This is a genomic window from Pseudoalteromonas denitrificans DSM 6059, from assembly GCF_900112265.1.
Classification (GTDB): domain Bacteria; phylum Pseudomonadota; class Gammaproteobacteria; order Enterobacterales; family Alteromonadaceae; genus Pseudoalteromonas; species Pseudoalteromonas denitrificans.
Genome location: NZ_FOLO01000038.1, coordinates 3,816 through 28,537, shown reverse-complemented (window position 1 = coordinate 28,537; position 24,722 = coordinate 3,816). Strand labels below are relative to the sequence as shown.

Here is a 24,722-nt window from a genome sequence, read left to right as displayed (position 1 = left end):
TAATAAATCTGGGCCTGCTTTTGCTAATGAGCTTAAGTCACCATTAGCTATTTGTTTAATATCAACTTGCTCAACTAAGTCCATGCCTTGAGATAGCACATTAGCGGCTTCTTTAAAGTCTAATTTTCTTAATAATTCAGGGCCAACTTTTGCTAATGAGCTTAAATCACCATTTGCAATTTGCTTTATATCTAATGATTCAAACGCATTGATACTTGATAAAACAGGTTCAATGGCTTCTTTTAAATTAATAGACTCTAATACTTCGGGTAAACCACTTACTAAGCTTGAAAGATCACCTGTTTCTAATTGTTTTAAGTCTAATTTAGCAAGGCCACTCATCGCCTTAACTAACTTTGGCGATTTTGTTTTAGAACCTAATTTACTGATTTGTGAAATAACAGAACCTAATTTTGCATTATGATCTGTTTGTCCTTTTGTTACTTCCATTTGTTTAGGTGCACTAAACAAAGACTGTGAAAATTCAGTAACAGGACTTTTTGGACGCATAACATTTTTGCTTAAAGCCTCAGGCTTAAATGATTTTGAGCGTCGAGCGTCTTGCCTGAGGTCCTTCTTCGCTTTGGTGTTTTTGTCTTTCATGGCGGCATCCAAAAAATTGAAATAGGTATGACAAAAAAATTGTCATCGTTATAGTGCGTTGCGTTTTAAAAATAAAAAAGCGAGAATAAATTCTCGCTTTTTTATGCGCTATGATAAGTAAGCTATCCATTTTCAGATGCTTGCTTATAGTCCAGAGCCGATTCAAACCACATGGTTAATTCCGGCTCTGTGAGGTCAAGTAGCTCTTGCAATCCCCACCCTGTATATTTTGCGAGGGCAATCACCATACTTTTTAAACGCTTGGGCGGGATCCGAGAAAAAGCTGTAGTTTTTCTCTTAACTGAACAAAATCGCTCCAGTCCAATTCTTCGATAACATCAGGTGATACTTCACATAAATGAGAAAAATAATGCACTTCACTTTCAGATTCATGTAAATCACTTCTATCTACCAATAAACGGTCTTTCACTTTAGGGCGGCGCATTGATAATTCTTTATATTCATGCGCATCTATTGTGATAGGAAAAGCTAACTTGATAATATCTTTCATTTGTTATTACTCTCCGATAGCAGCACGTAGCAGCTTCATTTGGTCTTTACCATTAATGATACGTGTATCGTTATAAAGGTCGATGTTGTAGATTTCATCCTGACCAATTTTCAATTGATATTTTTGAACTGTGTATTGCATCGTAAGCTTAGCTTCTTCACCATCTTTCCAGTTCCCCATATCAACTTCTTTAAAGAAACCTTCAAGTGTGACAACTACTGGTACTGGCGCTTCACCTTGTGCTTGAATAGCACCACGCGCTGTCATAGTTGTTGTTTTAACACCCCAACCACCGAGTAGTTTCATTACTGCATCGTTATATTCAAGTAACGTAATTGAACCTTCTAATTTTTCTAGTTGACCAATATCCAGCTCAATTGGTGCCTGAAAACCTGAAGTCACTTCACGTGTTTTTACGGTTACTTTAGGTAAAGTAATTTCATCAGCTATGCCAAGGTAGCCTTGACCATCAACAGATAATTTGAATTTTTTAAGAATTTTAGGAGATTTAGCCATTATACAAGTTCCTCTAAGTAGTTATTAGTTAAGATGCTGCGAAAAACAATATGCTCAGCAGGCGTTGGTGGAGTGAAATCAAAGCTGAAGTAAATTTTACCTGCTGCAATATTTTCAGGTGTATTAAGTTCATCTTCAGGCCAGATTTTGCCACCTAAAATTGCACCTTGTGCTTTTAAGCTATCAAGGTAAGACTGCACACTGTTTGTCACATCTTCGATGTAAGTTTTTGTGATGTTACGGTCAACAGCCCACATGTGAGCACGTAACAGTGAATCGTTAATCATATCTGCAGTACGTACAACAGATAAGAAAGCCCATTTAGGATCAGCAGAACAAGTACGGTTACCCCATAATCTGAAACCGTCTTGGCGAATAATCGTAGAGACTTCAGATTCATTGAGTAGATTTGCACGTGCATTACTATCACCAAGTTGGAAGTCAATGGCACGCGCTGTACCTACAATGCCATTCATTAATGTATTACTTGGGCTCCACCAGAAACCACGGTCGTTGTCTGATTTTGCAATCATGCCTGCAACACGTGCACTGGCAGCCTCAGTAACAACAGCACCGTCTTTAAATACTTTAACTTTAGGGTCAACAACAAATACACGACGTGAACCAAAGTCACCACGGTATGTTTTAGCATCGGCATCATTGGTATTTGGGCCATCAGCAATAATAACCGCACGTAAACGCTCGGCAATGCCTACCATTTCTGTTGCTACAGGGTTTTTGTTACCACTTGGACGTTGATGTGTAAAACCAGGTGCAACTAAAATACGTGGAGATACGCCAAGTACAGACTCTGATGCTAAAAATGCCTGAACACCTTCATAATCACCATTACCTGATACACCACCTACTAAATTACTTAAAGTCGTTGCTTCATCAAACGCACCTTCAGCAGTGAGCGCTTCATCAACACGAATAACAACAACTGCCGCACCCGCTTGGTCAAATACACCGTCCATTGCAGCGGTTAAAGTACCTTCACTTGCATCTTTAAGCTTTGCTGATGCCAATAAAGCCGTTACAGCAGCTTCACCTGCAGTTTTTGCTTCAGCTTCAGTTTTACCTTCTGCAATTGCTTTTGTAACAGCATCTGTATTTGCTTTTTCAATTGCATATGCCTTTGATAAAGGAGCAGCCTCTTTACGACGACCTGCCACTAACACAGGTGTATTAAGTGGAAACTTTTCAGCATCGGCAAATGGTGCCGTACCAATAACACCAATCACTGAACTCTTTACCGTCTTAATTGGACGCGTTCCTTGATCAAGCTCTATTACTTCAACCCCATGTAAAAAATCTGACATAATTTTCTCCTTTGAAAGTGTGTCAGTTAAAAAAAGTCAAAATTAAGCAGCCGATAAGAGATCACTCTTTTATCGATTGATTTTGACAAAATAAAAAATTGTTATTTGATTTGATGAGAGAACCCCATCAGTGTAAAAATTGTTTTATATAAAAATTAAAAAACAATGCCTTCTAATCGAACGGCTTCGCCATTCAATAAATACTTACCTATTACTTCTATGCTCAGTTTTCCAGCTTCGATTCGATTCACAATTACACGCTCTAATTCAAACCTTGGCTCCCATAAATTAAGCGCTTGTGATATTTCCATCGTAATATCACCTACTAAAACAGAAGAATAAGGTTGGTCTACCAGTTCAAATAAAGCACAACCATAATCACGACGCATAACGCGGCTGCCTTTAGGTGTTGTTAATATATCTTCAATACTTTGTTTTAAATGGGCTAAACCAGAAAGACTTTTTCCTGTTTTAGCATTCATGCCTATCATATGGTTTTCCTTTTTAAAAAAGCCTAATTTGTATTAACTTAGCCAACTGTAAAACTGCTAATACCTTGTGCCATTTTTGCACCACAGCTTGTACCATCACCTAGCCTTACAATCGGTTTTCCTGCCACAGTAAAAGTTGCAGCCCCTTGCGAAATAGAAGGTAGAATATGTTTCAATTTAGGATCTGTTAAATGCCCATGAGTGGAAATTGCATCGCCTTTTCTTAATACACCTTTACCTGCTACAGTAAAACTCCCTATGCTTTGTGATGCTGTACCTGGTAAAAAACTGCTATGTAAATTTGTCATATGACCATCGACTGATACTGCTGGCATCATTAACCTCTATTCTTGTGCACTGATATTGGCACCATTTAATTTCAAGGTACCGCCTGCTTTAATGGTGATATCAGCGCTGGCATCTAATAAAATAGCTTTGGCTTTCACTTCTATATTGTCACTTGCTGTAACTGATGCACTTTTTCCTGCTGTGATCACCACATTTTCAGTCACTATCGCTGTCATGTTTTTACCTACGCTCACATCAGCATTTTCTTTTACGGTTACTTTAAGATTGCCTTTCGCTTCAGAGCCATCAAAACCATTCACATTCATTTCAACATCGCCATTAACATCGGCCTTTAGCTTATGTTTTGCTCTGTCGTACTCTATGACTGTGCCATCTTGGTATTTAAACCTATGTATATTTTGACGTTCTTCAACCGCAATATCAGATACTAATTGATGTTGTGTTTGTTGATAAATACTGCCTAAAACCACCCCTTGTGCGGTATCACCACAAGGTGAAAAAACCATCACTTGCTCATCAATTTCAAGCGCTTGCCAGTTAAGGTCATGGCTGGCTCTATTTGTGAGCCAAGGTAACCAGGTTGTAAGCCAATCCCCAACTTTTACTTTGACTCTGGCTGTGTCGTAATCAACTTGTGCAACTGTGCCAATTAAAATCATTTTTGCCAGTCGGTTTTGTAAGTCTGCCGAAGCAAGTTCAGCAAAAGGCTGTAATGTATTCATAAATAATCCTTTTAACTTGCAGGAACAGTTACTTGCTCACCTTGTGAAAAAGTAGCAATCAGTTGATGATTTTCGCCATCTTGGCCTAAGTAAACTTCTTTAATAAGCATTTCTTCATTTTCATCAATCTGCTTAACCAAGTAATACATTTTAAAAAACTGAGTCATAGTGGCGCTAAATACATTTTGTGACTCAATAAAATCAAATTGTGTATTTTGCGGTTGCACTCTTTGCCATAACACGGCCTTGTCTGAGTCTTGTAAACTCAACTCATTTTTTGATGCGATATCATCTAATAAGGTTAATAATTCACTTGGGGTATTAGCCTGTACTGTCGTTTTTAATACCAGATGTAATGCACGCTGGTCATTTAAATTTGATTGAGGTACCAAAATTTGGTTATTTTTTTTACCATCTTTATGGTCACTATTTGAGTCAGTAAATAAAACATCTTCTTGTAGCAGTTTTATTAATACTTTAGCTTGTGTTTCTATTGGTTTATCTGTTGCTAATAATAAAACCTGCGCTTTATCTTTTAGGCTTGTTTCCAGTTGTAACTTGATTGCTTGTAACATAGCACTACGATTAATCGTCATAATATAGCCTCACCACTTTCATAAGTAAGCTTTTGAATTTAAAGTTATTTAAGCTTGTTTGAGAATAACTAAATCATACGCTTTTATAGTTTAAGGAACAGGTCAATTATGACCCTTAACGTTTTTTATTTTAGGTATAAAAAAACCGCTCTAATAAGCGGTTTATAATTCAGGTAAACCTTGTTATTTAGCTTTTCTCAGTGAGCTTAGTGTGCTCAGTGGTAAATAAAGATATCTACCACTGAGAACACACAGGTGCTTCGCGCTGCACAGAGAAATGATTAAATACTTTATACTTTAACCTGTAATCCTTTTTACTTATTTAAGACTTGTTTGAGCATAACTCAATATTACGCTTTTCTTGTTTCAATAACAGGTCAAGTCTGACCGTCTATATCTGTTTATTCTTATTTAGTGGATTTTATGAATTCGACAGGCTTCACAGTGAATAATATTTACCACTGAAAACACAGAGGCTTTGCTACACAGAGGAAACAAAATACCTGAAAAGTAATTAAACTCTTCTATATCAAACTTTTAATTTTCAATCTAGAAACGACACCATTTTTATAAAAAATCACAATAAGCCGGTATACCTCTCCTTGCTAGTTCCGTCTTGTAATAACTCTTCTAACCTGTCTTTAAATTCATATTTCACAGCGCCAGTATTGACTAAAAAATTAACTAAATATGACACGCCTCTAGTCAACTCTAAAAAATCTAAATCCGCATAACGCGAACTTGATAAACGCTCTCGTATCACTTTTGCCATCGTATCTGTGCTATCAACGATTAAAACTTCTTCCTCTGTTGTGAATCTGCGCTTCATTGAGCCGATTGTAATAATGCGTATGCCTGTTTGTTTTGGCTGAATTTGTAGCCAAGTTAAATATGCATTTAGTTCAGATACTTCGGTTAATTGTTTGTCTCCCGCATAATGACAAAACCAATAATCTTTGTTGTTAAAATTGACTTTTTCCATTTGTGTAAATAACTGATAATTATCTGGATAATTAGCTGTGCCTTGTATTTCAAAGTGGGGTATCAATGAATTCATAGTTAATCCTTATGCTTTGTCAGCAATCAGTTTCAGCGGTAAGTTTGAATTACGGTAATCACCTATCTGTTTGAAATTTCCAAGGGCTAAGCTTGTTGGGTATCTTTGCGTATGTAGCATCCCAATAATTCGATCTGGATCAGAACCCGCGCCCGCATAAAACCAATGTTTATTTATTGTCAAAAATAACTCTTTTATACCCTTTGTTATAAGCACATCAGCTATTTGATGTGTAATGTAATTAAGTGATAAATCTTCGGTATTAGTCTTGGTACTATCATCTGGATCCGTTGTTTTAGATCTCAATCTGATTGTGCTGTTGTCAGCTTGTAAATCAACACTCCAACTACGCGCTAAGCCAAGTTCATTTTGTAGAGGTAATTTATATTGTGTCCAGGATTGTGCTTGGTCTGTTGACACGTAATACTCTAAGAAGTGAAATGCACTATCTGAATTAGTTCTGATGATAATAATATGTGAGCCAATATCATTAATTAAAACTTTGCAGCTGATAAGCAAGGCTTTGATATCCGCACTTAAATTTGATGACCTATCAATCCATGTGCTAGCTTTATCTAATGATACATGCAATATATCGGGTGTTTGATATGCAACAACAAGTGACATATTGTCTGCTACATCTCCTAGTAACGAGTTATAACTATTATTTGTGATGGTGCTCTTTGCTGTCCACGTAGCCGCGCCGCCCTCTAATGTATGCGCTCTTAATATTTTTGTTGTATTAGCTGGCCAAGCATCGCTTGCTAAAAACCATTGTCCTAAATTATTCACTTTCATGAAAAATTTCGCTCGATCTTCATTTAATATCGTTTGGTATTTCCATGTAGCGCCAAAATCTGAGGACCAAACCAGGCGGGTTTCGTCAGGAACACTATTGTAATATAGAAAGCAAAAACCAATATATTTTCCATTGGGACTAATAGCATACTCAGTGATAGCAAACGCATGTTGAGATACGCTAATAATTAAAGATACTGTCTCAGTGGCAAAGTTTACTTCATAAACTGAGCCACCTGTGCCAGCATTTGTATCAATAACAATAAACTTATCTTTGTTTTCTCGAACTCCCATCGCGACAAATTCCGTGATGAGTGCAGTCGCTATAATTTGACCTGCTTTACTGTTAAACATGGTTTTAGTCGGTATCACTGCGGCTAACTCAGGGTATTTTGTTTCGTCAACAATGCCGCCTTCAGGCACTAATAATTGATGACCGGATCCTGAAATGCTGCGCTCTGAAAGCGTATAACTGCCAATTTCGTTACCAAAATTAATATCGTCATCGGTTACTACACTCATAATGCCCAGCCTCCATTTCTAAAAATTAACGTGCGTTCAATGCCTGATTTTGACATTTGATATTCTGTTCCTGCACTTGAACCTTTAGCAATGGTTTTACCTTGTGGCGCTAACACTTTGGCAGGTGACTCTTTTGTTGCACCCGCACTTTCATCTAATAACACGGTTAATGAGGCACCTTCTGGTTGATTATCTTCAAGTTGTAATGTTGTGATAGTCGTAAATAAATGACGTCCACCTAACACTGCAGTCGAGGGAGTATTGATAATTTTAAAGTGGGCCATCATGGTTGGTATCCCCCCTCTGCTTACACCATCGCCAATAAAAAACTGTTTTTCTTCAGGAGAAAAACCAGGTTCTCCATTAGCCAGTACCGTTTGCTTTCTATCGGCTTCCGTGCCCCGTCGAAATTGAATTCTGCGACCCATTAAAATGTGCCTCCGTCTATTGAACCGCCTTCTACGGCTAAACCTAATGAGTCTACCCATGTTTTAACCCATGCTGTTGAAGCGATATTGGCACTGTTATCAGAAATATTGGCCGTGGGTGTTTTTGGGCTTCCTGTAAAAGTAGGTGAGTGAAACATTTGAGTTTTCGATTCATTAGTCACATTTGCTAAACCCACATGAGATTTAGTTAATGTCACTGAGCCTGTTTTACCATTAACCGAAAGTACAGAATCTGTGGGTGTACGCAATAGCACCCAATTTGCTAATACATTTGCGGGTGTCGACTTTAGAATGTAACTTTTACTTTCATCTGAACGTATTGCTAAATCACCCGCCTGTGCATTAAGTGCTAACATGGCCGACTGGCTTGCGACCTCAAAAGGTTCACCTATGGCTAAGCTGGGTAAAACAGCGCTTGGAATTTTACCACTGCTATCTAACAGTAAAACCTGATTTGCATTACTACCTGCATTTTTATAAATCGCAGAGCCTAATTGGCTAAATATATCTATGCCGCCTGGTGTTATGCCATCACCAATAAACAAACGTTTATTATCTGTGATCCAAATTGGCTCACCTGCTGCTGGCGTTACACCACCTCGGTTTGATTCAACACCACGGCGTATTTGAATTTGATTACTCATTAAATTTGTCCTCCATCTATTGATGATGTATTAGGGAAAGAGTCGGTAAAATTGCCACCATCTAAACTGAGCAAACCAACAAATTTATTGATTTCAGTTGCAACCCAGTTTTGTGTCGCATAAATCATAGAAGGATCTACTTTTAAATTAACCACATCAGCTTGAACCACATCAATAACCGCTTTTATACCAAGCTCTGCCGAGGCGTTATCCTCTATTTTGGGTTTGTATGTTTCTGGGTATTTAACGATGGCAAAAGCTTCGTCATCATCGGTATAAAACGCCGCTTCGCGTACGTAAAAACCGCCTTCGCTGGCGGGTACTATGCCAATCATTTCAACTAAAGATTGATTACTATCATCCGTTTTTGAACTATTAATTAAACCCGTGAATCGAACATTGGTTAAATCATTTGCATCAGCTTGAATATGTCCATCGCCGACAGCAAATTTTATAATATTAATTTTGAGTCCTGTACCTATCGCATTAGCAATTTTGGCACGACCATTTGGTGTCAACATAGTCCAATATTGAGATTGCGACATAATTTAAACTCCCGGTAAAATAGTAATTTGGTTAAGTGAAATGGCAGCACTTGCAATTAAAAATTGATCCACTGATTTAAGCTCACCTGCATAAAATGGGTATACAGTTGCTGACAAACTGCTAATACTTGTACTTGCCATATTAAGCTGAGTTTTATTGCTCAGGTTCATCGTTAAGTTATAGTGCGCACTCGCGCGCTTATGATGTTTGATCACTTCATGAGTTTGCTGTAATAAAGGTAAGTCAATGCCTTGCTCAGATATAAAAACATCAACATTAAAAGTGCCAGGCTGTCTTTGGTTATTCTCATTGAGTTCAGACTCCCACCACTCATTAATTTGTGCCTGAATATTTAAATTATTAAGTGCTTTTTGTACACTATAGGGCGTGCCTTTATATCTATGTACTTCAAAAGAATTTTGAACCACTTTGCGCTTTATATACTCAGGCCACGCATCATTCCAAAGCGTTATAGATAAAGCCCAAGCTAACCAAGATAAATGCGATAAAGGACAATTTAATGGGTCCCATAAGGAGATTATTTTTTTAACGGCATCTTGTTTATCTTTATTGGTTAATTGTGCCATTAATGCCAGTTGATTATTTACTCCCTTCTCTAGTAAGCTGATATCAGTCATAAATAACCTCTGTAGATATCAACTGATTTGTGCAATACGCCACTTGATTTTTAGCCACTTGAATATCACTTACAGGAGAAATTAAGCGAACAGTATCAACCCCATCTAAATGCAAGGAAGAATAAAGCCCTGAAACACTTATCTTTTTTCCTAACTTATGGCGCTTATCGCTATAAGTTGATAATGATTTTTTAGCTTCTAATAGTATTTCGTCTTGTCCTACACCGGGTAATAACCCTAATACCGCTTCGACCTGATATTCAACAACATCAACCTTTTGAATTGTTAATTTATCGCCCAAAGGTCTAATATTTTGTAACTGTTCTGAATCATTTAACTGATAGTTTTTAAATCCACTACTACCATCAGGCTTTAAACCAAAATAATGGCGGACTTTAACTAATAGCGCATCGCTGGGTATGCCAGAAGGAATTTGAGAGCTTAATATTGTCATAACAATTTCACAGGGAGCGGGGCTGGTTACATCAATATCTAAAACCTGTGGATCTGATGATAAACCATGAAAAATATAACTGCCTTCACTGCCTGCGGTATTTAAACCATTAAAAGCCATTTGAATACGCCGACGAAAATTAGTATCACTTTCTTGAATTAAAAGTTGAGAATTTTCTGTATTTTGTTCATTTTCACGGCCCTCACTTAACACATTTGTCGATTTTTCTAATCTTTTAATATTGTAACGTGCGCCAATTGCATCTAAGTCATAACCTGTGGCTGAGGCCAGCATATTTGCTCTTGTTACATCATTAAGTTGCGCTCTTAACAAGAGTTCTCGATAAGCAAAGGTGTGTAAAACTTGCGTTAAAGGTTCTGACTCTAAATTGAGAACCTGTGCATGTTGTGCATTAATATTAATTAATTGCTGTTTTAAATCTTTAAATATGACTTCAAAGTCCAGCGTTTCGATAATATCTGGCACTGGCACTTGAGACAGATCTAATAAGCTGTAAGCAGACATAAATTACCTTAAGGTGGATTGTTTGTGATTAATAAATTTTTGACTATTAACTTGGGATTTTGGATTTTTTAAATTTTACAACCAAGGGCTGTAAGGCTTTGCTACTCAGATAAAATATAGATACTAACTTGTTACTTTGCTATATACATCTCTCTATATCTCGGTGCTTTTATCTGTAAGTTCGATGACCTCTGTGGTGCAAAAAAATGACCATTAAAAGAATATAAACCGCTAGTATTTTCCTTTACCAAAATACTTAACACCTAGATACATATGTCGTGCTTTTAACTTTTTAACCTTACAGCGGCGCAAATTTTTATAAAATAATAAATCTGCCCACGCTTTTGTTTTAATCGCATTTTGATAACAATGGTCATGAACCCAGGCAGCAGCCCAACCTGTATCAACGCGACTAACATACCAGCGCGTAAACCAAGGAGAGCTAAAACCATCAGATTTCATACCTATGGGTAATGTGAGTTCGGGGGTGACAAAAGGCTTAGTTAAAACAAATAACCTTGAGTTTTCATCATAGGTAATGTGAATTTTTGATTTCATAATTAATTCTTAATTTTAATACTAATATTAGCGTTCTAAATACGTTGATTTATAAGTAAACTTTTTGATAGGGTTTATTTTAGTATGGATAAATTCTACATTTTTCAGCTAATAAAAACAGGTCAAGTATGACCTAAGAGTCAATATATTGAAAACTAGGTATTAACTTGAAATTGCAGTAGTGATAATAGTCGCTCTAGAACTTAAATCTTCAATCACCTTTTCACCTGTTTTGGTATTAAAAGGCAGTGCTGTTTCACCTGAGTCAACTTTATTGATAAAAGACTGAGCTAATTCACCAAACTCTGCTGATGTTACTTTAAGCTCTTCAATACTTGTGGCGTTATTAATAGCAAGTGTTAGTTTAGAAAAATGATACATTAATAAATGCACCGCATCCGTTGTTGTACCTAATAAACTTTCGCTATCTTCACCTAATTTTTTAATCTTTTTTCTGATCACATGTCGTTTTTTAGTCAGTAATTCGGATTCATTTAGCTCAATGCTAAACTCAGCATCCTCTCCATACATTTCACTCACAAGTTGTGCAACAACATCTTTTGGGATGCTTGGGTCTAAATTTAAATCTACTGTTTTATAATTTACAATTAAATGTGCCATTATTATTCTCCTAATTAATCAAAAGCAGCTTGGTCTGCGTCACCTAAATATGCAAACTGGCCCCAATTACCACCAGTTAAATCTACATCTCCCGTTACAACTGCTGGCAGTGCAACTTGAATAATGCCTGTTTCTGTTTCTGCTTTTCCAGCACCTCTTACATAAGGGTGGCAATGAGAGTAAAAGTTTCGCCCGCCCATTGTTGAGTGAGAACCACATACTTTTGCTTGTTGGTTTGCTTCTAAACCACCACACCACCAGCTATCAGGCACAACTCCTTTAATATGTTTTACAATTGCCGCGACTGTTATGTAGTTTGTTGTCCTAAAGTATTGATACATTAAATATGCGTAATCATTAATATCGTCACCCCTTCTATTTGGATAATATTCTAACTCCCAAATTTTAAAACTATTAGCAAAGTATTTTCTATCACTATTGATAGCACGTAAAAACTCACGGGCTAAATCAGATCGTTGATCAGGCTCAATACCTGTTGTGACCGTTTCAATTAATTTAGCTGATTTAACAAAACCTTGAGACCAAAACTTAGGCATAGTGCTCGCCTCATTAGGAATGAGTGCCTGATTTTTAGTGATCCTATAATGAGATTGTTTATCTCGTGACAAGGCTATATACCCATCAACTTTTTCTTTTGCCTCACTGGTTGATTGATTTAGTTTTGAATCAATTTCACCTATTTTTGAGGTGACTTCTTGTGTTAATGCATTTACTCCTTGATGCAGCTGGGCATTCACCTGCTGCAACTGGATAAGGTTTTGTTCTATGCTCATTTTTAAACTCCTGCTTTAAGTAATCTATTATTAAATTGAATCTGGCGATGCATGGTTTGAACTTGGGCAATAAGTTGTTTGGTTTGTATTACAGCAAGAGACAAAAACTCATCACCATAATAAAGGTTTAAATCTCCGCTTATATCAACTGAAATAGCCTCAATTGGCACACCCGACAAAATCAGGTCAAATCCTTGTATTACTTTTGCAATAGGTGTTTGATAAAAAAGGGTATTAATTGGATGAGACCAAATAGCAAATAAAGTACCATCACTTAAGTAAAAACCAACCTCTCGTACTGCAAAGCTCTCTTTTTTCTCAAATACGCCCGTTAAATGCCACTGACCTGGGCCTGCATGTTTTCCGCCAGAGACCATCACACGGTCTTTTTCATTTTGTAAAACAGTTTGACTTCGACTAGGTGCATATCCCTTGTCACCCACTGCAATATGGCTGATCTCTATCTTAAAACCGCCTTGGGTTGCATTTACCGCAGCATTTAAACCAGCTTGTGTTATTAAGGGTGTATAATCACTCATTAAAACTCTCCTTATTGTTTGTAACTACATATAAAATAAAGGTTATTGGCAGTGCATACTTGCTCGGCTTAAATGAAATGCACACCCCATAGCTAAAGCCGTTGGTATTTTGCGCTTTAATTGAGAATTAGGCTGCACCAACATATCAGTTCGGCTAACTCCAACAGCATTTGCAACTTGTGATGTATGTAATGAACTGGCTGAAAAATCATTATTGACCATGGTTTTAACACTTTGCCGACTGAGATTATGTGTTGTGCCGATAGCAGATGTATGAATAACCTTATCTTGCTGTACACCTACGCTGAAATGTATATTGCTTCGCACTGGCTTAGTCGCAGATACAATTCGCCAAAGTTGTGCTTGAAGTTGGGGTGTTAATAACGTATCCCCGCTTGGTGTTAAATTGTTTCGTGCTAATGCCGTTAACTTTGCAGTATGAGGCACGCCCCCATTTTGCCACCATTCACTTAACTCTATACTGGCATTTAGACTTGCCAGAGCTTTACGTACGCCGCTCACAGTGCCTTTAGTTCGATGAACTTGTGTACTACTGGCAATGACTTCTCGCTGAATAGCTACGGGCCAATCATTATCCCATTCATCTACCGATAACGCCCATGCTAACCAAGGTAATAAATGCTCTGGGCATTTCAATGGATCCCATAAGTGCTTTATAGGCACAGCAACATCACTTATTCGACTTGCAGCAAGTTCTATTTGGTTTTCCTGAGGTGTTGCATTGGGTGGTAATAAGCTTTTACTCGTTTTTATATCAATTAAAGCTTTATCAGAAGTAGTCACATTAAGGTTTATCATATTATGCCTCCTTAATATGTACTTGTTCACCTATACAATATGCAGCTTGATGATTTTCAACCATGATATCTGCACTTGGACTTGTGAGTACAACTCGTTCAACCCCAGGCTGATGTAAAGCCGAATATAATGCCGATTGCGTAACCGCAAGCCCCAATTTATGATGTTGTCGCATATACTCTTTCACCGCTTTTAATGATGCGGCTTGAATCGTTTTACTATCGGTTCCCTTAAAACAAAATAAGGTGGCATTCAGTTCATATTCAATTATTTCAACTTCCCGATTGCAAACATGATCTGTTAAAGGCCTGATCTCATCATCACTGAGTGACTCAACAACTAAACTTGCCAAAACCTCATCTTTACCATTGCCTAATGTACTCAAAGTTGTAATAGCAACATCCCCTGGCATAGGGTTTGTTAATCCCGCATCATAAGTACATTGCAATACAGCAACATTTTCAGGTAATTGTGCTAATAAAGCAGGTTCTATTTCAGCATAACTAAATTCAGGTGCATCTATGGTTACATCTTTTACAAAAGCTGATGCTGCCAAAGCATGATATACATATGCCCCTATAGGCCCCGCTGTAGAGAAGCCTTCAAGTGATAATTGTATCCGTTTACGAAACCGCTCATCAGTTTCGTACACATCAGCAATAACGGGTGTTACACTTGTATTGCCTTTTATTACCAACTGACGCTTTACATTAAAACGATTGCCTAAATAATCAAGCTGTGCGCCAGTTGCTTTAGCCAGTAATACCGAGTTTGCACCATCATTAACCCGCTGGCGTACTAATAACTCTCGATATGCAAATGTTTCTATTAACTTAACAACAGGCTCTGATGCTAACTCAATTTGTGCATTCGGATATCGAGACGTATAGTCAGCCAGAATTTCAGCCTTGATAGACTCAAAATCAAGCGATTCAATGACATTAGGAATAGGTAATTTACTGATATCAACGGGGCTAAAATTAATTTGACTCATTAAATTAGTCCTTTGGATTGAGGGGTGATAAATGCTGGTTAAGTTTACTTCTGAAATATTAGCTTCTTCTAAATAAGTTTTTTAATATTGCGAATTTGTTTTGTCGTTGATAGCTTTGATTACCTGAGAAATTAAAACTAAAGGACTTAATTTTCTCTAATTCATTTAATTTCATTAGAGCTTGCTCAGCGTCATTTGATGCCGCCCGGATTTGTTCTATTTGAGAATAAAGTTGGTTCCTTGCTGTTTTATTTTTCGATAAAATCGCTTGTTGCTCTACTTTACGTAACCGCCACTGCTGCTCTCCCTCTAGCTCTTGAATTAGCCTTTTAGATTCTAGTTGTATTTCTTGTTTTTTTTGCAGCTGTAAATGTTTGCTATAGATAGCGAAGTCTTGTTCTAGTTTAAATTCATCATTGAGTTTTAAACCAACTAAATCTTTAGGTAATTCATCTACAGTTATTGCAATCCCTTCACCGTACCAATCTTCTATATTATTAGATGAAAGCGTAGCACTTAACAATTTATTGTTAGTATCAAATATTAATAATGGCATGTTTATTCCTATAGTTTTATGTAAGCAATTTCGTATGTATTATATAAATACGTTTTTAAACTTTTATTTTTAAATACACGAACTGCATCATCTGCTATAAAGGGAAAACTTGAATTTTCATTAAGTATATTATTCGTAGAACCTGCATTTGTTGTTGTCCAAGTCTCACCTTCCGCTTTGATTGTTTGTCCAGAAGCGGCTCGAACTCCCCAACCTGCAGGGTTATCTTTTTGTATAATGCGCACTAACATAAAATCATCTGCAGAAAATACTGTATTAGTTTGCCAAGCTGAACCTGACTTCGTCCATTTGGTAGCAATTTGGTATAATTTATCTTTAGCTAATTGAGAATTATTAATTTCAGAAATAGCCACTGTACTTGCTGCTATCATTGACATAACTATTGGGCTTGCAACAATCATAGACATTGCAACAAGACTTGATGCAATTACGCTCATAGCAGAAGTGCTTGCTGCAACAATAGGCATTGCCGTAGGACTTGAAACAATAATGGGCATTGCTATAGGGCTCGCAATAACAATAGTCATAGCATCTAAACTTGCAGCAAGAATAGGCATAGCCTTTGAGCTTTCGACTAAAGCAGACATGGCTATAGAGCTGGCCGAAGCCGCTGACATTGCAATTGAACTTGCTACAAGTGCAGACATCGCTGATGAGCTAGAAGCTATTTTTGACATGGCATCTGCGCTGGCAACAATTGCATTCACCGCACTTGCATTCTCAAATATTTTATAAGCTACAAAAACAGCATTTATACTCGTATTAAATTCAGCCCCATGTGTAGTCAACCAAGTATTAAATTCTTCAACTGTCAAATCTGAAAGTAAAAACTGCACCGTAGCCATATCACCATTTAACAGTTCATAATGCTGTTTTAATAACGTTATATTACTTTCATTACTTGCTTGTTCAATTGTATTTTTGGCTGTAATAATCGCGGTTTCGGCATTCAATAATGCTTCAGTTGATTCATTGATATGTTCTTCTACCACTGCGACTAATGCAGTTTCAAAGTTAACATTACTTTTCATTGCTTCTAAAGCTTTAGCAACCAGAAGCTGTTCTTCTGGGCTCAATGGTGTTTGCCCCTGCATTTCGAGAGTCATTTTATCGACCATAAGCTGGGTTAAATTTGATATTGTTGACATATATCCTCTTAAATTAATTGACAGTAACTTTTAATTCCTGAATTTACTTCTTAACTAGATTAAGAAGTAAATTCAAATTTCAATAGCTAAATGATTTCTGAAGTATTTCGGATTATCTCTGCTTAAAATGAATAAATCACCTTAGTCGCTTTAAGATAAAAACATGATTGTTTCTAAGTGTGAGAGAAAGCGTTTATAAAAGTATGGGGAATTTAAAAATGGTTAGGCTTAACTGTGAGATAAAGAGCTTGTTAGGTAAAGCGTTACCAGGTTAAATTACTTTGCTAACTTAAAAACAAACGCTTGTATTTGCGCACGTGTTTTTAATTTTGATAAAGCAAGTTCAGCCTCATTAGATGCTTGACGTATGTTTTCAATAGCAGTATAAAGTGCATCGCGAGCGCTTGTATCATTAGATAATACCGCCCGCTGTTCTGCTTTGCGTACTTTCCATTGAGACTCACCTTCAAGTGCTTCAATCTGAACTTTTGCTTGTGCTTTTATATCTGATTGCTTTTGCTTTTTAAGCTCTGTTAAAGTCAAAGCTTTAGGCTTAAAGTTAACAAACGTTTTTTTAACCGGATTATAAACCTGACCAATTTCAACCTGTTTTTTTAAATCGGTAACATCAATATAATCATTACGTTTCACTTTACCGCTCAAGTCATATAAACCGGTTACTAAGTTTTCATCATTTACATGTGCATATTTTTTAAACATATTCAATTAACTCCCAATAAACAACTGCATTGTCTTTATAATTTGTCCAAGGCCCTGTACTATTTTTAAAATATAAATTTGTAGCACTTGTTATTTTACCACCCACATTAGTCGAACCCAGGGCCATATGATTTCCAGCATTATACCCAGCATAACCACTTTTACAGCTGACATTTAATACAGACTTTGTAGGGTTAACTGACGTTACACTCACATTAGTTTCTGCATTGGGAGTTAAACTTTGCTCTCCTCTTTGAATACTTTTTATAACTGAAGCTGTTTTAATAGTATTAACTGTGGATGAAATCTCTCCAACTATAGTTGCTGTATTTCCTGAGATAGTTGAAATACCTTCGATCATATTGAGTGCAGTGGCTTTAGCTGCAATATCAAGCTTGGCTGCATCTATGGCTGTTTCAGCGCTTTTAAGTATTGCAGTTGCCGTATTTAAATGCTCTTCAGCCACAGCAACAAGGGCTGTTTCAAAGGTAGTGTTGTTTTTCATCGTATCGAGTGCTTTGGCAACTAAGAGCTGCTCTTCTGGACTAAGCGGAGTCTGCCCTTGCATTTCAAGCGCCATTTTATCGACCATAATCTGGGTCAAATTAGATATTGTTGACATAAATCCTCTTTTTTGAGATTTCAATAAAATGAGCCCATACGGCTTAAATTAAAAGCCGTATGGGCTCAGCTATTGCATATAGGTATGAGTTTAAAATTGAAAGATATAAATGTAATATTTAACGTCAACTTAAAGCAGAATCTTTAGATTAAACAATAGATAAGTCATGCTTAAAACCTTCATATTTCAAAGTTTATGCAGGCGTAATACGCTCTGAGTTAACATTTATTGCTGGGATTTTTTATACTCTAACAGTTGATTAAGAGACCATAGATTCAGAAGCTGGGGATTACGAATCACTCGCTTCTGCTGCATTCGAAACTGATTCTATAGCTTGTGAAGAAGATGCTTCTGATGTCGTAGTGTCTACCATACTGGCCTTAGGGACACTCACTACAGCAAAGACCATTTTTTCCATTGCTAAATTAAAGTCATCAGGTAACTTACTGTTAATTAGCGCTTCAGTCACTTCCCAATAACCCGCTTTATCCATAACGGCCTCAACGGTTAAAATACCTTTATCTAAAGTGCCTAGCAATAAGTCTTGCTCTGCAGTATCTTGATTACGAATTGGAATGCGAAACATATCATTTGGCAAATCAGTTAAAACTGTAGCTTCATCATTTTTATCAGACTGAATATTTGCCACTAATTTTAATACCGAGTTTTTAGTAATGGTCATTTCACTAAATTCAGCCTCAGGATTTGGGGCTTGTAGTACAGTGCCTGTATTTTCATTCACCACATTAGAGGTAAAAACGATATGGCCTGTATAATTAAGCGATTGCGGTGAAGATAACAGCAACGCTTGCGCCTCTGCTCTCACTTTTTCTGCCTCAGCCCATAACATAGCAACAGATTCATTAGCCCACTTTTCTCCTGAACGAGGATCATTTGGTATAATAGAGCCATCTATAGCTGAGTTTAAATATAAGTTATCTTTATTCCATGTATACATCATTTACCTCCCGTAAGTTAAACCAAGTGAAGCCCAAGATGTATGGTTTCCCCCTGAATAATAATCCTGACCTGATATGTCTGAAATTAAAGCCCTATGCTGATGTGAGTAAGCAACCATAGTTGAAAAGTAAGAAACCTGACTACTATAGTGATGACCGTTAGCCATAGTGAAATACTCAAACATTAACCTATCAGTGTTTCCATACATATCTACAAAAGCAAGTGCACCTTTCCAGTTGTTAACGAGGTCGTTACCCGTTGCTCCATTTGCAGCAGAATTTATAGTGCCTGCAATATTCAAGCTTCTGGCTTTAGGCCAAGGACATTTGCTATAACCAATTTTAGTATCAAACCCTGTAAATGATGTATAAGTAGTTGTATTGCGACCTCCATAATACACCTGAAGATTGTGGGTAGAGGCGGGAGCAGAAGTATTACCGTTGTGCGAAACACTTCCTACAGCATGGTTACTATTTGTAAAACTGCATCCCATATTATGTAAAGGAATATGCCCCGCATTTGTAGCCCACGTATCAAAAGCGTCTTGATCCACAAAAATCGTTTCAGGTACAACTACAAATCCATTGGTTGAATCTAGAGTATTAAGTATACCGCTATTCACCACATAAACTTTTTTGCTTACCTTGTCATAGTACTGACGATTATAATCAATGACTTTTTGAAATTCCCATGTAAACGCTTGTATCTGCTGTACATATAAGGTACTTCCTGTGTAATTTGTTAACCTCATAGTATCATCATCTAAAGGTATAAACTTTATATCAGCACCAGCAGTAATGAATGGGTCATATTTAATCGTATTTACAACCGTGCCATCAGCTTTTATACGTACTAAGTGATTCCAACGATTTGCTGATGTAGTAACTGTCTTTCCGTAGTCAATATAACAATAAAACTCACCTGTATCATAGTTGTCTACTGCCGCTACTGTATTAGGTTTATGATTGTGGTAACTATTAGCTATATATTGTCGTAATAGTACATCTTGGTTGTAATAACTAACAACATGATTATTAGCTGATGAGTCCACAGCTGCTTTTACTGTTGGTTTTACAGTTGCCAACTGATTTGACATGTCAGTGCTCATTACATTTAAACGAGCATCTATATTTGAACTCATAGTTGGAATTAACGCTAAATTGTCTGCATCTGCAACTATGGCATCTTTTGCTGCATTTATTTTCCCTTCGGCACTTAATAGGCTAGATGTTGCTGTATTTAAATGCTCTTCTGCCACTGCAACAAGTGCATTTTCAAAGGTGACATTGTTTTTCATCGTATCAAGTGCTTTAGCAACTAAAAGTTGCTCTTCGCTACTTAATGGGGTCTGTCCTTGCATGTCAGCAACCAGCTTATCGACCATAACCTGGGCTGCATTTGATATTGTTGACATAATATTCTCTTTAATTTGTTAAACCAATTTTTCACCATCAGTTAAACCAGTGACTAAACCATCAATAATGGCTGCTCTAGCAAAGTATTAATTCTCAAGCGGCGAAATTTTTCGGCCATTTTGAGTTGTTGTAACTTTTGCAGTTCGTTTTGCTGCCATATATCGCCATCAATCGAAGTGATTGCATCACTGATTCGTGTTACATCATTTTGTAAAAGATTATCTGGATGGGGTAATGGATATTTTTGATGTACTGTTTGATTATCAATCATGTTTGTTCCTTATTAACTTAATTGATCATGTTGGCCTCATTAGCATGAAACCTAATTAACATTGCGCTACGTAGGTTTCATCAAGGGCTTCAAAAATTAAGTCGTTAAAACACGTAAAGCGCGCACTCTAGGTCTGTCTTTTGCGCTGCCTTTAAGTTGTAGTTTTACTCTCACTTGTGTGCTGGTCACATCTGATAGAATCAGTTTACGGCTTTGCCAGCCATCGCCAATTTCATTACCAGAGTCTAGAGTGACAGGCTGCCAGCTATCATTAATTTGCGCAAAAACATCAACCGATGCTTGCCCAGGTAAAAAAGCTTCAAAGGCAACGGTTAGTTTTGTTTTATCATCAATACCTGTACGACAAGGGATCGCACGGGTTATATACTCAGCTGTTTGTTGCACTTGTCCAAGTGCTGCCTGCACACCTGGGTATAACACTGGGCTTCGGGTTTCAGAGCCTGTTAATACAGCTTCAACCTCTAATTTCCCTGTAAGATTTTCAGGTAAATTAAGTGGCTCCCACTCTTGAGAGGTATAATAAGGGCCCGTTTGATCTTTTAGCTTAAAGCGAAATCTTAAGTCTGTTTCACTACCTGGACGCTCTACTACCGCCAAAGGCAACCAATCAGTAATTTTATCAGCTTCCACATCACCTAAAGGCACAGTTCGCGCATTATTGCTAAAACGCGCAGCCAATAAACGAAATGCCATATCCATACTTTGATGCGGCGTCCAAGTACTGGCATTACTTGACGATAGTAAAACACCTACCTGATAAGGCTGACTTGTAACCCACCCATTATCAGGGTCAAACTTGCCAAGCTCTGCAATTGCAAGTTCATAGCTAGTATCATCGGTTAGAACAACTAAGGCATACTCTTGATTTGCATTTAAAAATACTGGCGAAAATTCAAAACGCGTTGTTGTACCATCTACTTTAATATCGCTACTTTGAAGTGTTGTTTGTGCTAATACTTGCTGATTAGGTAAACCTGTTGATGTTTCTCTAATTTGTAAACGAATAGGCTTGGTGCCTTTAGTGGTGAACCATAAGTCTATCGCTGCTAAATGTCGCCCTTGTTGTAAAGTAAAAGTTTGCGCTAACGGGTCAAACCTTTGTGTTAGTAAAGTACTCACACGGCGAACAGTGTCGACTCTAATTTGACCACTACCTGTATAAGTGGCCTCACCCATAGAACCACCACCGCCTAAAAACTGAACCAACTTAGTACCTGCAGGTACGTTTGGTGGTACAACAAACGCACCTTTTAATTCACCCAGATTATTTGCTTTTAATGCACTTGTTGTACTCATGACTGCTCTCCTGCACTAATTGCCACACCATCAAATATGACCTCTTTTAAACTCTCATTTTGCCCAAATCCTTTTAATTCAAAATTAACGCTTCTTGATCTTAAAAATTCAGCAGCTGTAATACTTGTTGACAATACTTCAGTGCTTTGAACCCAGCTAGTACGCCTAACTGCACCGCCACCTCGTGTGATCCTACGTGTTACTGGGCTAGTCCATACTTGAGATGTGGTTGTCCAATGATCTACTGCAGGTTGTAGTGTTACAAGTGCAGGTACTGGCTCAAATGCATCATAAGGGTTCACCTTCATAGCGCCGGTTTTCATTGTTTGCTCAAGAATTGTTTCAACTTGGTAATCTAGGGTCAGCGCTTTATTATCATTTGGTAAAACAATTTCATTTACAGCAACATCAACAGGTAATAATAATTCACCATCTATAATTGCAGCATTTTGAGCTAACCCCTGATCGCGCATATCATCATCAGTAAATGGATCTACAAAAACACCTAATTTTGCGGCAGGTTCTTGTGAATTTGCATCATTACGTAACCTTTCAATGGCTAATAACTCATACAAGTCACCAATTTGTTGCTGCATTTCACCTAATGCCGACATAGGCACAGAACGCACTGCCATGTTTTTTACTTCAGGCACACCTGAACCAGACCAGTTTTGAGAAATACGCGCTAAGATTAACTGACTATCGGGCGCCTTTGGTGCAATTGGCTGATATGAATTTGGTACACCTTTAATGCGACGCACTTGCCCTTGACTGTCAAGAGACACTAAATCAATTCGTGGCATTTTCCATTGATAATCAACAGTGACTAAACTACCCGAAACTAAATTAGAAACCGTAAACCCTGTCTCATCAGCATTAACACTCAATTGATCACGATAGCGATATACTATGGTATAAGTTGTACCGGGACTTGGCTCAACACCATTTAAACTCCAGTCAATTTGATTTTGCGTTAATTGAAAATCAATGCCTTGCTGGTAGCTAGTTTGGTTCTGCGTAATAGATACAACTTCTAACACAGCTTGATCTGGTAACGGGTCTTTTGCCCCTTCAAAACCACCATGGGTTAAGGTTTTACTTACCTCTAAAGTAGCATCTACTCTTTGAATTGAATGCACAGGTGTAAAAGACAAGTCAATGCGCATATTACCTTGTTGGTCTGGGCTAAACCTGTGGGGTTCATCTAGTACAGTTTGCAAGTCAGGGTCGGCTGCAAATAATTTACGAAGTGAAGTAGGAAATGCCACTTCAAACCCTTCAATATGCGCTTTACCCTCGGCTAAGCTAAATACTTGGTCTGATGCATCAACTCCACGATAGGTTAAGTCCATGCCATCAACAACATAACTCCCACCGTTTGCTTCTCTGTCGTAACGCGCAAGCGCAACAGTCACAGCATCTAATTGCGGTGGCGGTTGTTTTTCTACTAATACGCCATTATCCACTCTATGCACTGGGTAAAAGTTGCCTACTTTATCATCTCCAACAAGTCCCCACTGACACGTCACTTTTAAACGCCCTGCGCCTGGTTCGTCAAAGTTATGCGCACCGATTGCAGGGTCACGTAAACTTGGATCATCTACTTCACTGACCACAACCTCAGCTAGCCAAACACCTAAATACAAAAGCTGATTTGTGGCTATTTGTAATTCAGCTGGTGCAATATTACGTATTTGACCCCGTAAATATATGGCACATTCACCCAGTTTTACCTGACCTGTTTTGTCATCAATTAAAACATCACCATCTGTGGTTAAGTCACCATCTTTTAAAATAGCATCTGCGACACCTTTAACCTGATGCTGCATTTGAGCTTGCATGTCATTCAGCTCAGCACTTTGTAACCCTTTACCTGAACGAAACAATAACTTTTCGTAGCCTTGTTCAGGGTTAAATCTTTCATAATAATTTTTAAGCATACTTACTCCGCTAAAATATTTTTAGTCATCTTAAAATGACACAACAAATTCAAATGACTCTCTTACACCTTGGTCTCTAAATAAAGGTCTACGGTGTTCTAACAGTAATAATGTGCCGGTTGATTTAACCTGTTCAGGCGTAAAATACCTTTGCCCATCGGGACTGTTATCTAAAGGTTCAGTACCAACCATGACTGATACTTCTTTCAAGGTTTCACCTAAAGCATCCTCAAAGTCGTAATTAAACTTAAAATACAAGTGATTTGTTGGTACGTCTGATAATTTAAAACGCCCTGTTGCCAGTTCAATGTCGCCATCATCAGCAAGCTGACAATAAGCAACTGTTGTCGCTTTTCGATAACCCACGGCATCAAGCAATTTATCACTGGTAATTGACTCTTGTGGCGGAGACTCTCCCCACTCACTTTGGCCTTTACCCCAACCCATATATATTGGCTGGCTGGCAATCGATTTAGCCAAGGCTGTACGACCGCTTTGCGTTAAAATGGCCATATTTGTTGCTCCTTAAATAATTGAAACGGTCGTTAACCGAAAGTTCAGGCCTAAAATTCGGCCAATAAAAAACCCGCTTAAAGCGGGTTTTAGACATGTTTTTAAATGAAATTAGAATGAAATTTTTATCTTTTCTCGGTGAGCTCAGTGCCCTCTGTGGTGCGTTTTGCTCTTTTAAAACACTTTTCCACTGAGAACACGGAGGCGCTTC

At 37.6% G+C, this 24,722-nt stretch carries 30 protein-coding genes and 1 pseudogene; all 31 read right to left on the bottom strand.

Annotated elements, in window-relative coordinates:
* Nucleotides 1-603: pseudogene (locus BM088_RS27305) on the bottom strand (hypothetical protein); the annotation flags it as partial.
* A gap of 253 nt (nt 604-856) precedes the next feature.
* Nucleotides 857-1,114, bottom strand: coding sequence for a phage tail assembly protein (locus tag BM088_RS18575; protein WP_091988146.1), 258 nt, complete (start codon nt 1,112-1,114; stop codon nt 857-859).
* Between the two features lie 6 nt (nt 1,115-1,120).
* On the bottom strand, nt 1,121-1,630 hold the full coding sequence (locus BM088_RS18570; protein WP_091988144.1) for a phage major tail tube protein: 510 nt from the start codon (nt 1,628-1,630) through the stop codon (nt 1,121-1,123).
* Nucleotides 1,630-2,952, bottom strand: coding sequence for a phage tail sheath subtilisin-like domain-containing protein (locus tag BM088_RS18565; RefSeq protein WP_091988142.1), 1,323 nt, complete (start codon nt 2,950-2,952; stop codon nt 1,630-1,632). The genes BM088_RS18570 and BM088_RS18565 overlap by 1 nt, the downstream gene beginning before the upstream one ends.
* A 155-nt stretch (nt 2,953-3,107) precedes the next feature.
* A complete protein-coding gene (locus BM088_RS18560; protein ID WP_091988140.1) occupies nt 3,108-3,443 on the bottom strand; it encodes a GPW/gp25 family protein in 336 nt (111 codons plus the stop codon).
* Between the two features lie 38 nt (nt 3,444-3,481).
* Nucleotides 3,482-3,781 carry a PAAR domain-containing protein gene (locus BM088_RS18555; protein WP_091988139.1) on the bottom strand — a complete coding sequence of 100 codons (300 nt, stop codon included), beginning with the start codon at nt 3,779-3,781 and terminating at the stop codon, nt 3,482-3,484.
* Nucleotides 3,782-3,787: 6 nt separating this feature from the next.
* The gene (locus tag BM088_RS18550) at nt 3,788-4,474 is read right to left on the bottom strand and encodes a phage baseplate assembly protein V (RefSeq protein ID WP_091988137.1); all 687 of its coding nucleotides are present in this window, start codon (nt 4,472-4,474) and stop codon (nt 3,788-3,790) included.
* A gap of 11 nt (nt 4,475-4,485) precedes the next feature.
* Nucleotides 4,486-5,070, bottom strand: coding sequence for a hypothetical protein (locus BM088_RS18545; RefSeq protein ID WP_091988134.1), 585 nt, complete (start codon nt 5,068-5,070; stop codon nt 4,486-4,488).
* 577 nt (nt 5,071-5,647) lie between these two features.
* The gene (locus BM088_RS18540; RefSeq protein ID WP_091988132.1) at nt 5,648-6,127 is read right to left on the bottom strand and encodes a hypothetical protein; all 480 of its coding nucleotides are present in this window, start codon (nt 6,125-6,127) and stop codon (nt 5,648-5,650) included.
* 9 nt (nt 6,128-6,136) lie between these two features.
* Nucleotides 6,137-7,447 (bottom strand): hypothetical protein, encoded by a 1,311-nt coding sequence (locus tag BM088_RS18535; protein ID WP_091988129.1) that lies wholly within the window; start codon nt 7,445-7,447, stop codon nt 6,137-6,139.
* Complete coding sequence (locus BM088_RS18530) at nt 7,444-7,875, bottom strand: hyaluronate lyase N-terminal domain-containing protein (protein ID WP_091988127.1); 432 nt, start codon at nt 7,873-7,875, stop codon at nt 7,444-7,446. The genes BM088_RS18535 and BM088_RS18530 overlap by 4 nt, the downstream gene beginning before the upstream one ends.
* Nucleotides 7,875-8,540: a hyaluronate lyase N-terminal domain-containing protein gene (locus BM088_RS18525; RefSeq protein WP_091988125.1), complete on the bottom strand. Its 666-nt coding sequence runs from the start codon at nt 8,538-8,540 to the stop codon at nt 7,875-7,877. The genes BM088_RS18530 and BM088_RS18525 overlap by 1 nt, the downstream gene beginning before the upstream one ends.
* Complete coding sequence (locus BM088_RS18520; protein WP_091988122.1) at nt 8,540-9,085, bottom strand: phage tail protein; 546 nt, start codon at nt 9,083-9,085, stop codon at nt 8,540-8,542. Before BM088_RS18520 ends, BM088_RS18525 begins: the two co-directional genes overlap by 1 nt.
* Nucleotides 9,086-9,088: 3 nt before the next feature.
* Complete coding sequence (locus BM088_RS18515) at nt 9,089-9,724, bottom strand: phage tail protein I (RefSeq protein ID WP_218156541.1); 636 nt, start codon at nt 9,722-9,724, stop codon at nt 9,089-9,091.
* Nucleotides 9,717-10,703: a baseplate assembly protein gene (locus BM088_RS18510; RefSeq protein ID WP_091988119.1), complete on the bottom strand. Its 987-nt coding sequence runs from the start codon at nt 10,701-10,703 to the stop codon at nt 9,717-9,719. The genes BM088_RS18515 and BM088_RS18510 overlap by 8 nt, the downstream gene beginning before the upstream one ends.
* A 231-nt stretch (nt 10,704-10,934) precedes the next feature.
* Entirely contained in the window at nt 10,935-11,261 is a 327-nt protein-coding gene (locus tag BM088_RS18505; protein WP_091988116.1) for a DUF1353 domain-containing protein, read from the bottom strand.
* A gap of 162 nt (nt 11,262-11,423) precedes the next feature.
* A complete protein-coding gene (locus BM088_RS18500; protein WP_091988113.1) occupies nt 11,424-11,882 on the bottom strand; it encodes a hypothetical protein in 459 nt (152 codons plus the stop codon).
* 14 nt (nt 11,883-11,896) lie between these two features.
* Nucleotides 11,897-12,676, bottom strand: a complete 780-nt coding sequence (locus tag BM088_RS18495; RefSeq protein ID WP_245763864.1) for a hypothetical protein — start codon at nt 12,674-12,676, stop codon at nt 11,897-11,899.
* Nucleotides 12,677-12,678: 2 nt separating this feature from the next.
* Nucleotides 12,679-13,215 carry a phage tail-collar fiber domain-containing protein gene (locus BM088_RS18490; RefSeq protein ID WP_091988110.1) on the bottom strand — a complete coding sequence of 179 codons (537 nt, stop codon included), beginning with the start codon at nt 13,213-13,215 and terminating at the stop codon, nt 12,679-12,681.
* Nucleotides 13,216-13,257: 42 nt separating this feature from the next.
* Nucleotides 13,258-14,034 carry a phage tail protein I gene (locus BM088_RS18485; RefSeq protein ID WP_091988107.1) on the bottom strand — a complete coding sequence of 259 codons (777 nt, stop codon included), beginning with the start codon at nt 14,032-14,034 and terminating at the stop codon, nt 13,258-13,260.
* A gap of 1 nt (nt 14,035) precedes the next feature.
* Nucleotides 14,036-15,028, bottom strand: a complete 993-nt coding sequence (locus BM088_RS18480; protein ID WP_091988104.1) for a baseplate assembly protein — start codon at nt 15,026-15,028, stop codon at nt 14,036-14,038.
* A gap of 58 nt (nt 15,029-15,086) precedes the next feature.
* Entirely contained in the window at nt 15,087-15,584 is a 498-nt protein-coding gene (locus BM088_RS18475; protein ID WP_091988101.1) for a hypothetical protein, read from the bottom strand.
* A gap of 8 nt (nt 15,585-15,592) precedes the next feature.
* On the bottom strand, nt 15,593-16,753 hold the full coding sequence (locus tag BM088_RS18470) for a hypothetical protein (RefSeq protein ID WP_091988098.1): 1,161 nt from the start codon (nt 16,751-16,753) through the stop codon (nt 15,593-15,595).
* A 276-nt stretch (nt 16,754-17,029) separates the two neighbouring features.
* On the bottom strand, nt 17,030-17,473 hold the full coding sequence (locus BM088_RS18465; protein WP_091988094.1) for a hypothetical protein: 444 nt from the start codon (nt 17,471-17,473) through the stop codon (nt 17,030-17,032).
* Complete coding sequence (locus BM088_RS18460; protein ID WP_091988091.1) at nt 17,466-18,095, bottom strand: hypothetical protein; 630 nt, start codon at nt 18,093-18,095, stop codon at nt 17,466-17,468. Before BM088_RS18460 ends, BM088_RS18465 begins: the two co-directional genes overlap by 8 nt.
* 289 nt (nt 18,096-18,384) lie before the next feature.
* Nucleotides 18,385-19,056 (bottom strand): hypothetical protein, encoded by a 672-nt coding sequence (locus BM088_RS18455; protein WP_091988088.1) that lies wholly within the window; start codon nt 19,054-19,056, stop codon nt 18,385-18,387.
* Nucleotides 19,057-20,469, bottom strand: a complete 1,413-nt coding sequence (locus tag BM088_RS18450) for a hypothetical protein (protein ID WP_091988085.1) — start codon at nt 20,467-20,469, stop codon at nt 19,057-19,059. It abuts the gene before it with no gap.
* 53 nt (nt 20,470-20,522) lie between these two features.
* Nucleotides 20,523-20,741, bottom strand: coding sequence for a hypothetical protein (locus tag BM088_RS18445; RefSeq protein WP_091988082.1), 219 nt, complete (start codon nt 20,739-20,741; stop codon nt 20,523-20,525).
* A 96-nt stretch (nt 20,742-20,837) separates the two neighbouring features.
* Nucleotides 20,838-22,058 carry a hypothetical protein gene (locus BM088_RS18440; RefSeq protein WP_091988080.1) on the bottom strand — a complete coding sequence of 407 codons (1,221 nt, stop codon included), beginning with the start codon at nt 22,056-22,058 and terminating at the stop codon, nt 20,838-20,840.
* Entirely contained in the window at nt 22,055-23,998 is a 1,944-nt protein-coding gene (locus BM088_RS18435; RefSeq protein ID WP_091988077.1) for a DUF4815 domain-containing protein, read from the bottom strand. The genes BM088_RS18440 and BM088_RS18435 overlap by 4 nt, the downstream gene beginning before the upstream one ends.
* Before the next feature lie 30 nt (nt 23,999-24,028).
* Nucleotides 24,029-24,511: a hypothetical protein gene (locus BM088_RS18430; RefSeq protein WP_091988074.1), complete on the bottom strand. Its 483-nt coding sequence runs from the start codon at nt 24,509-24,511 to the stop codon at nt 24,029-24,031.
* Nucleotides 24,512-24,722 lie beyond the last annotated feature (211 nt).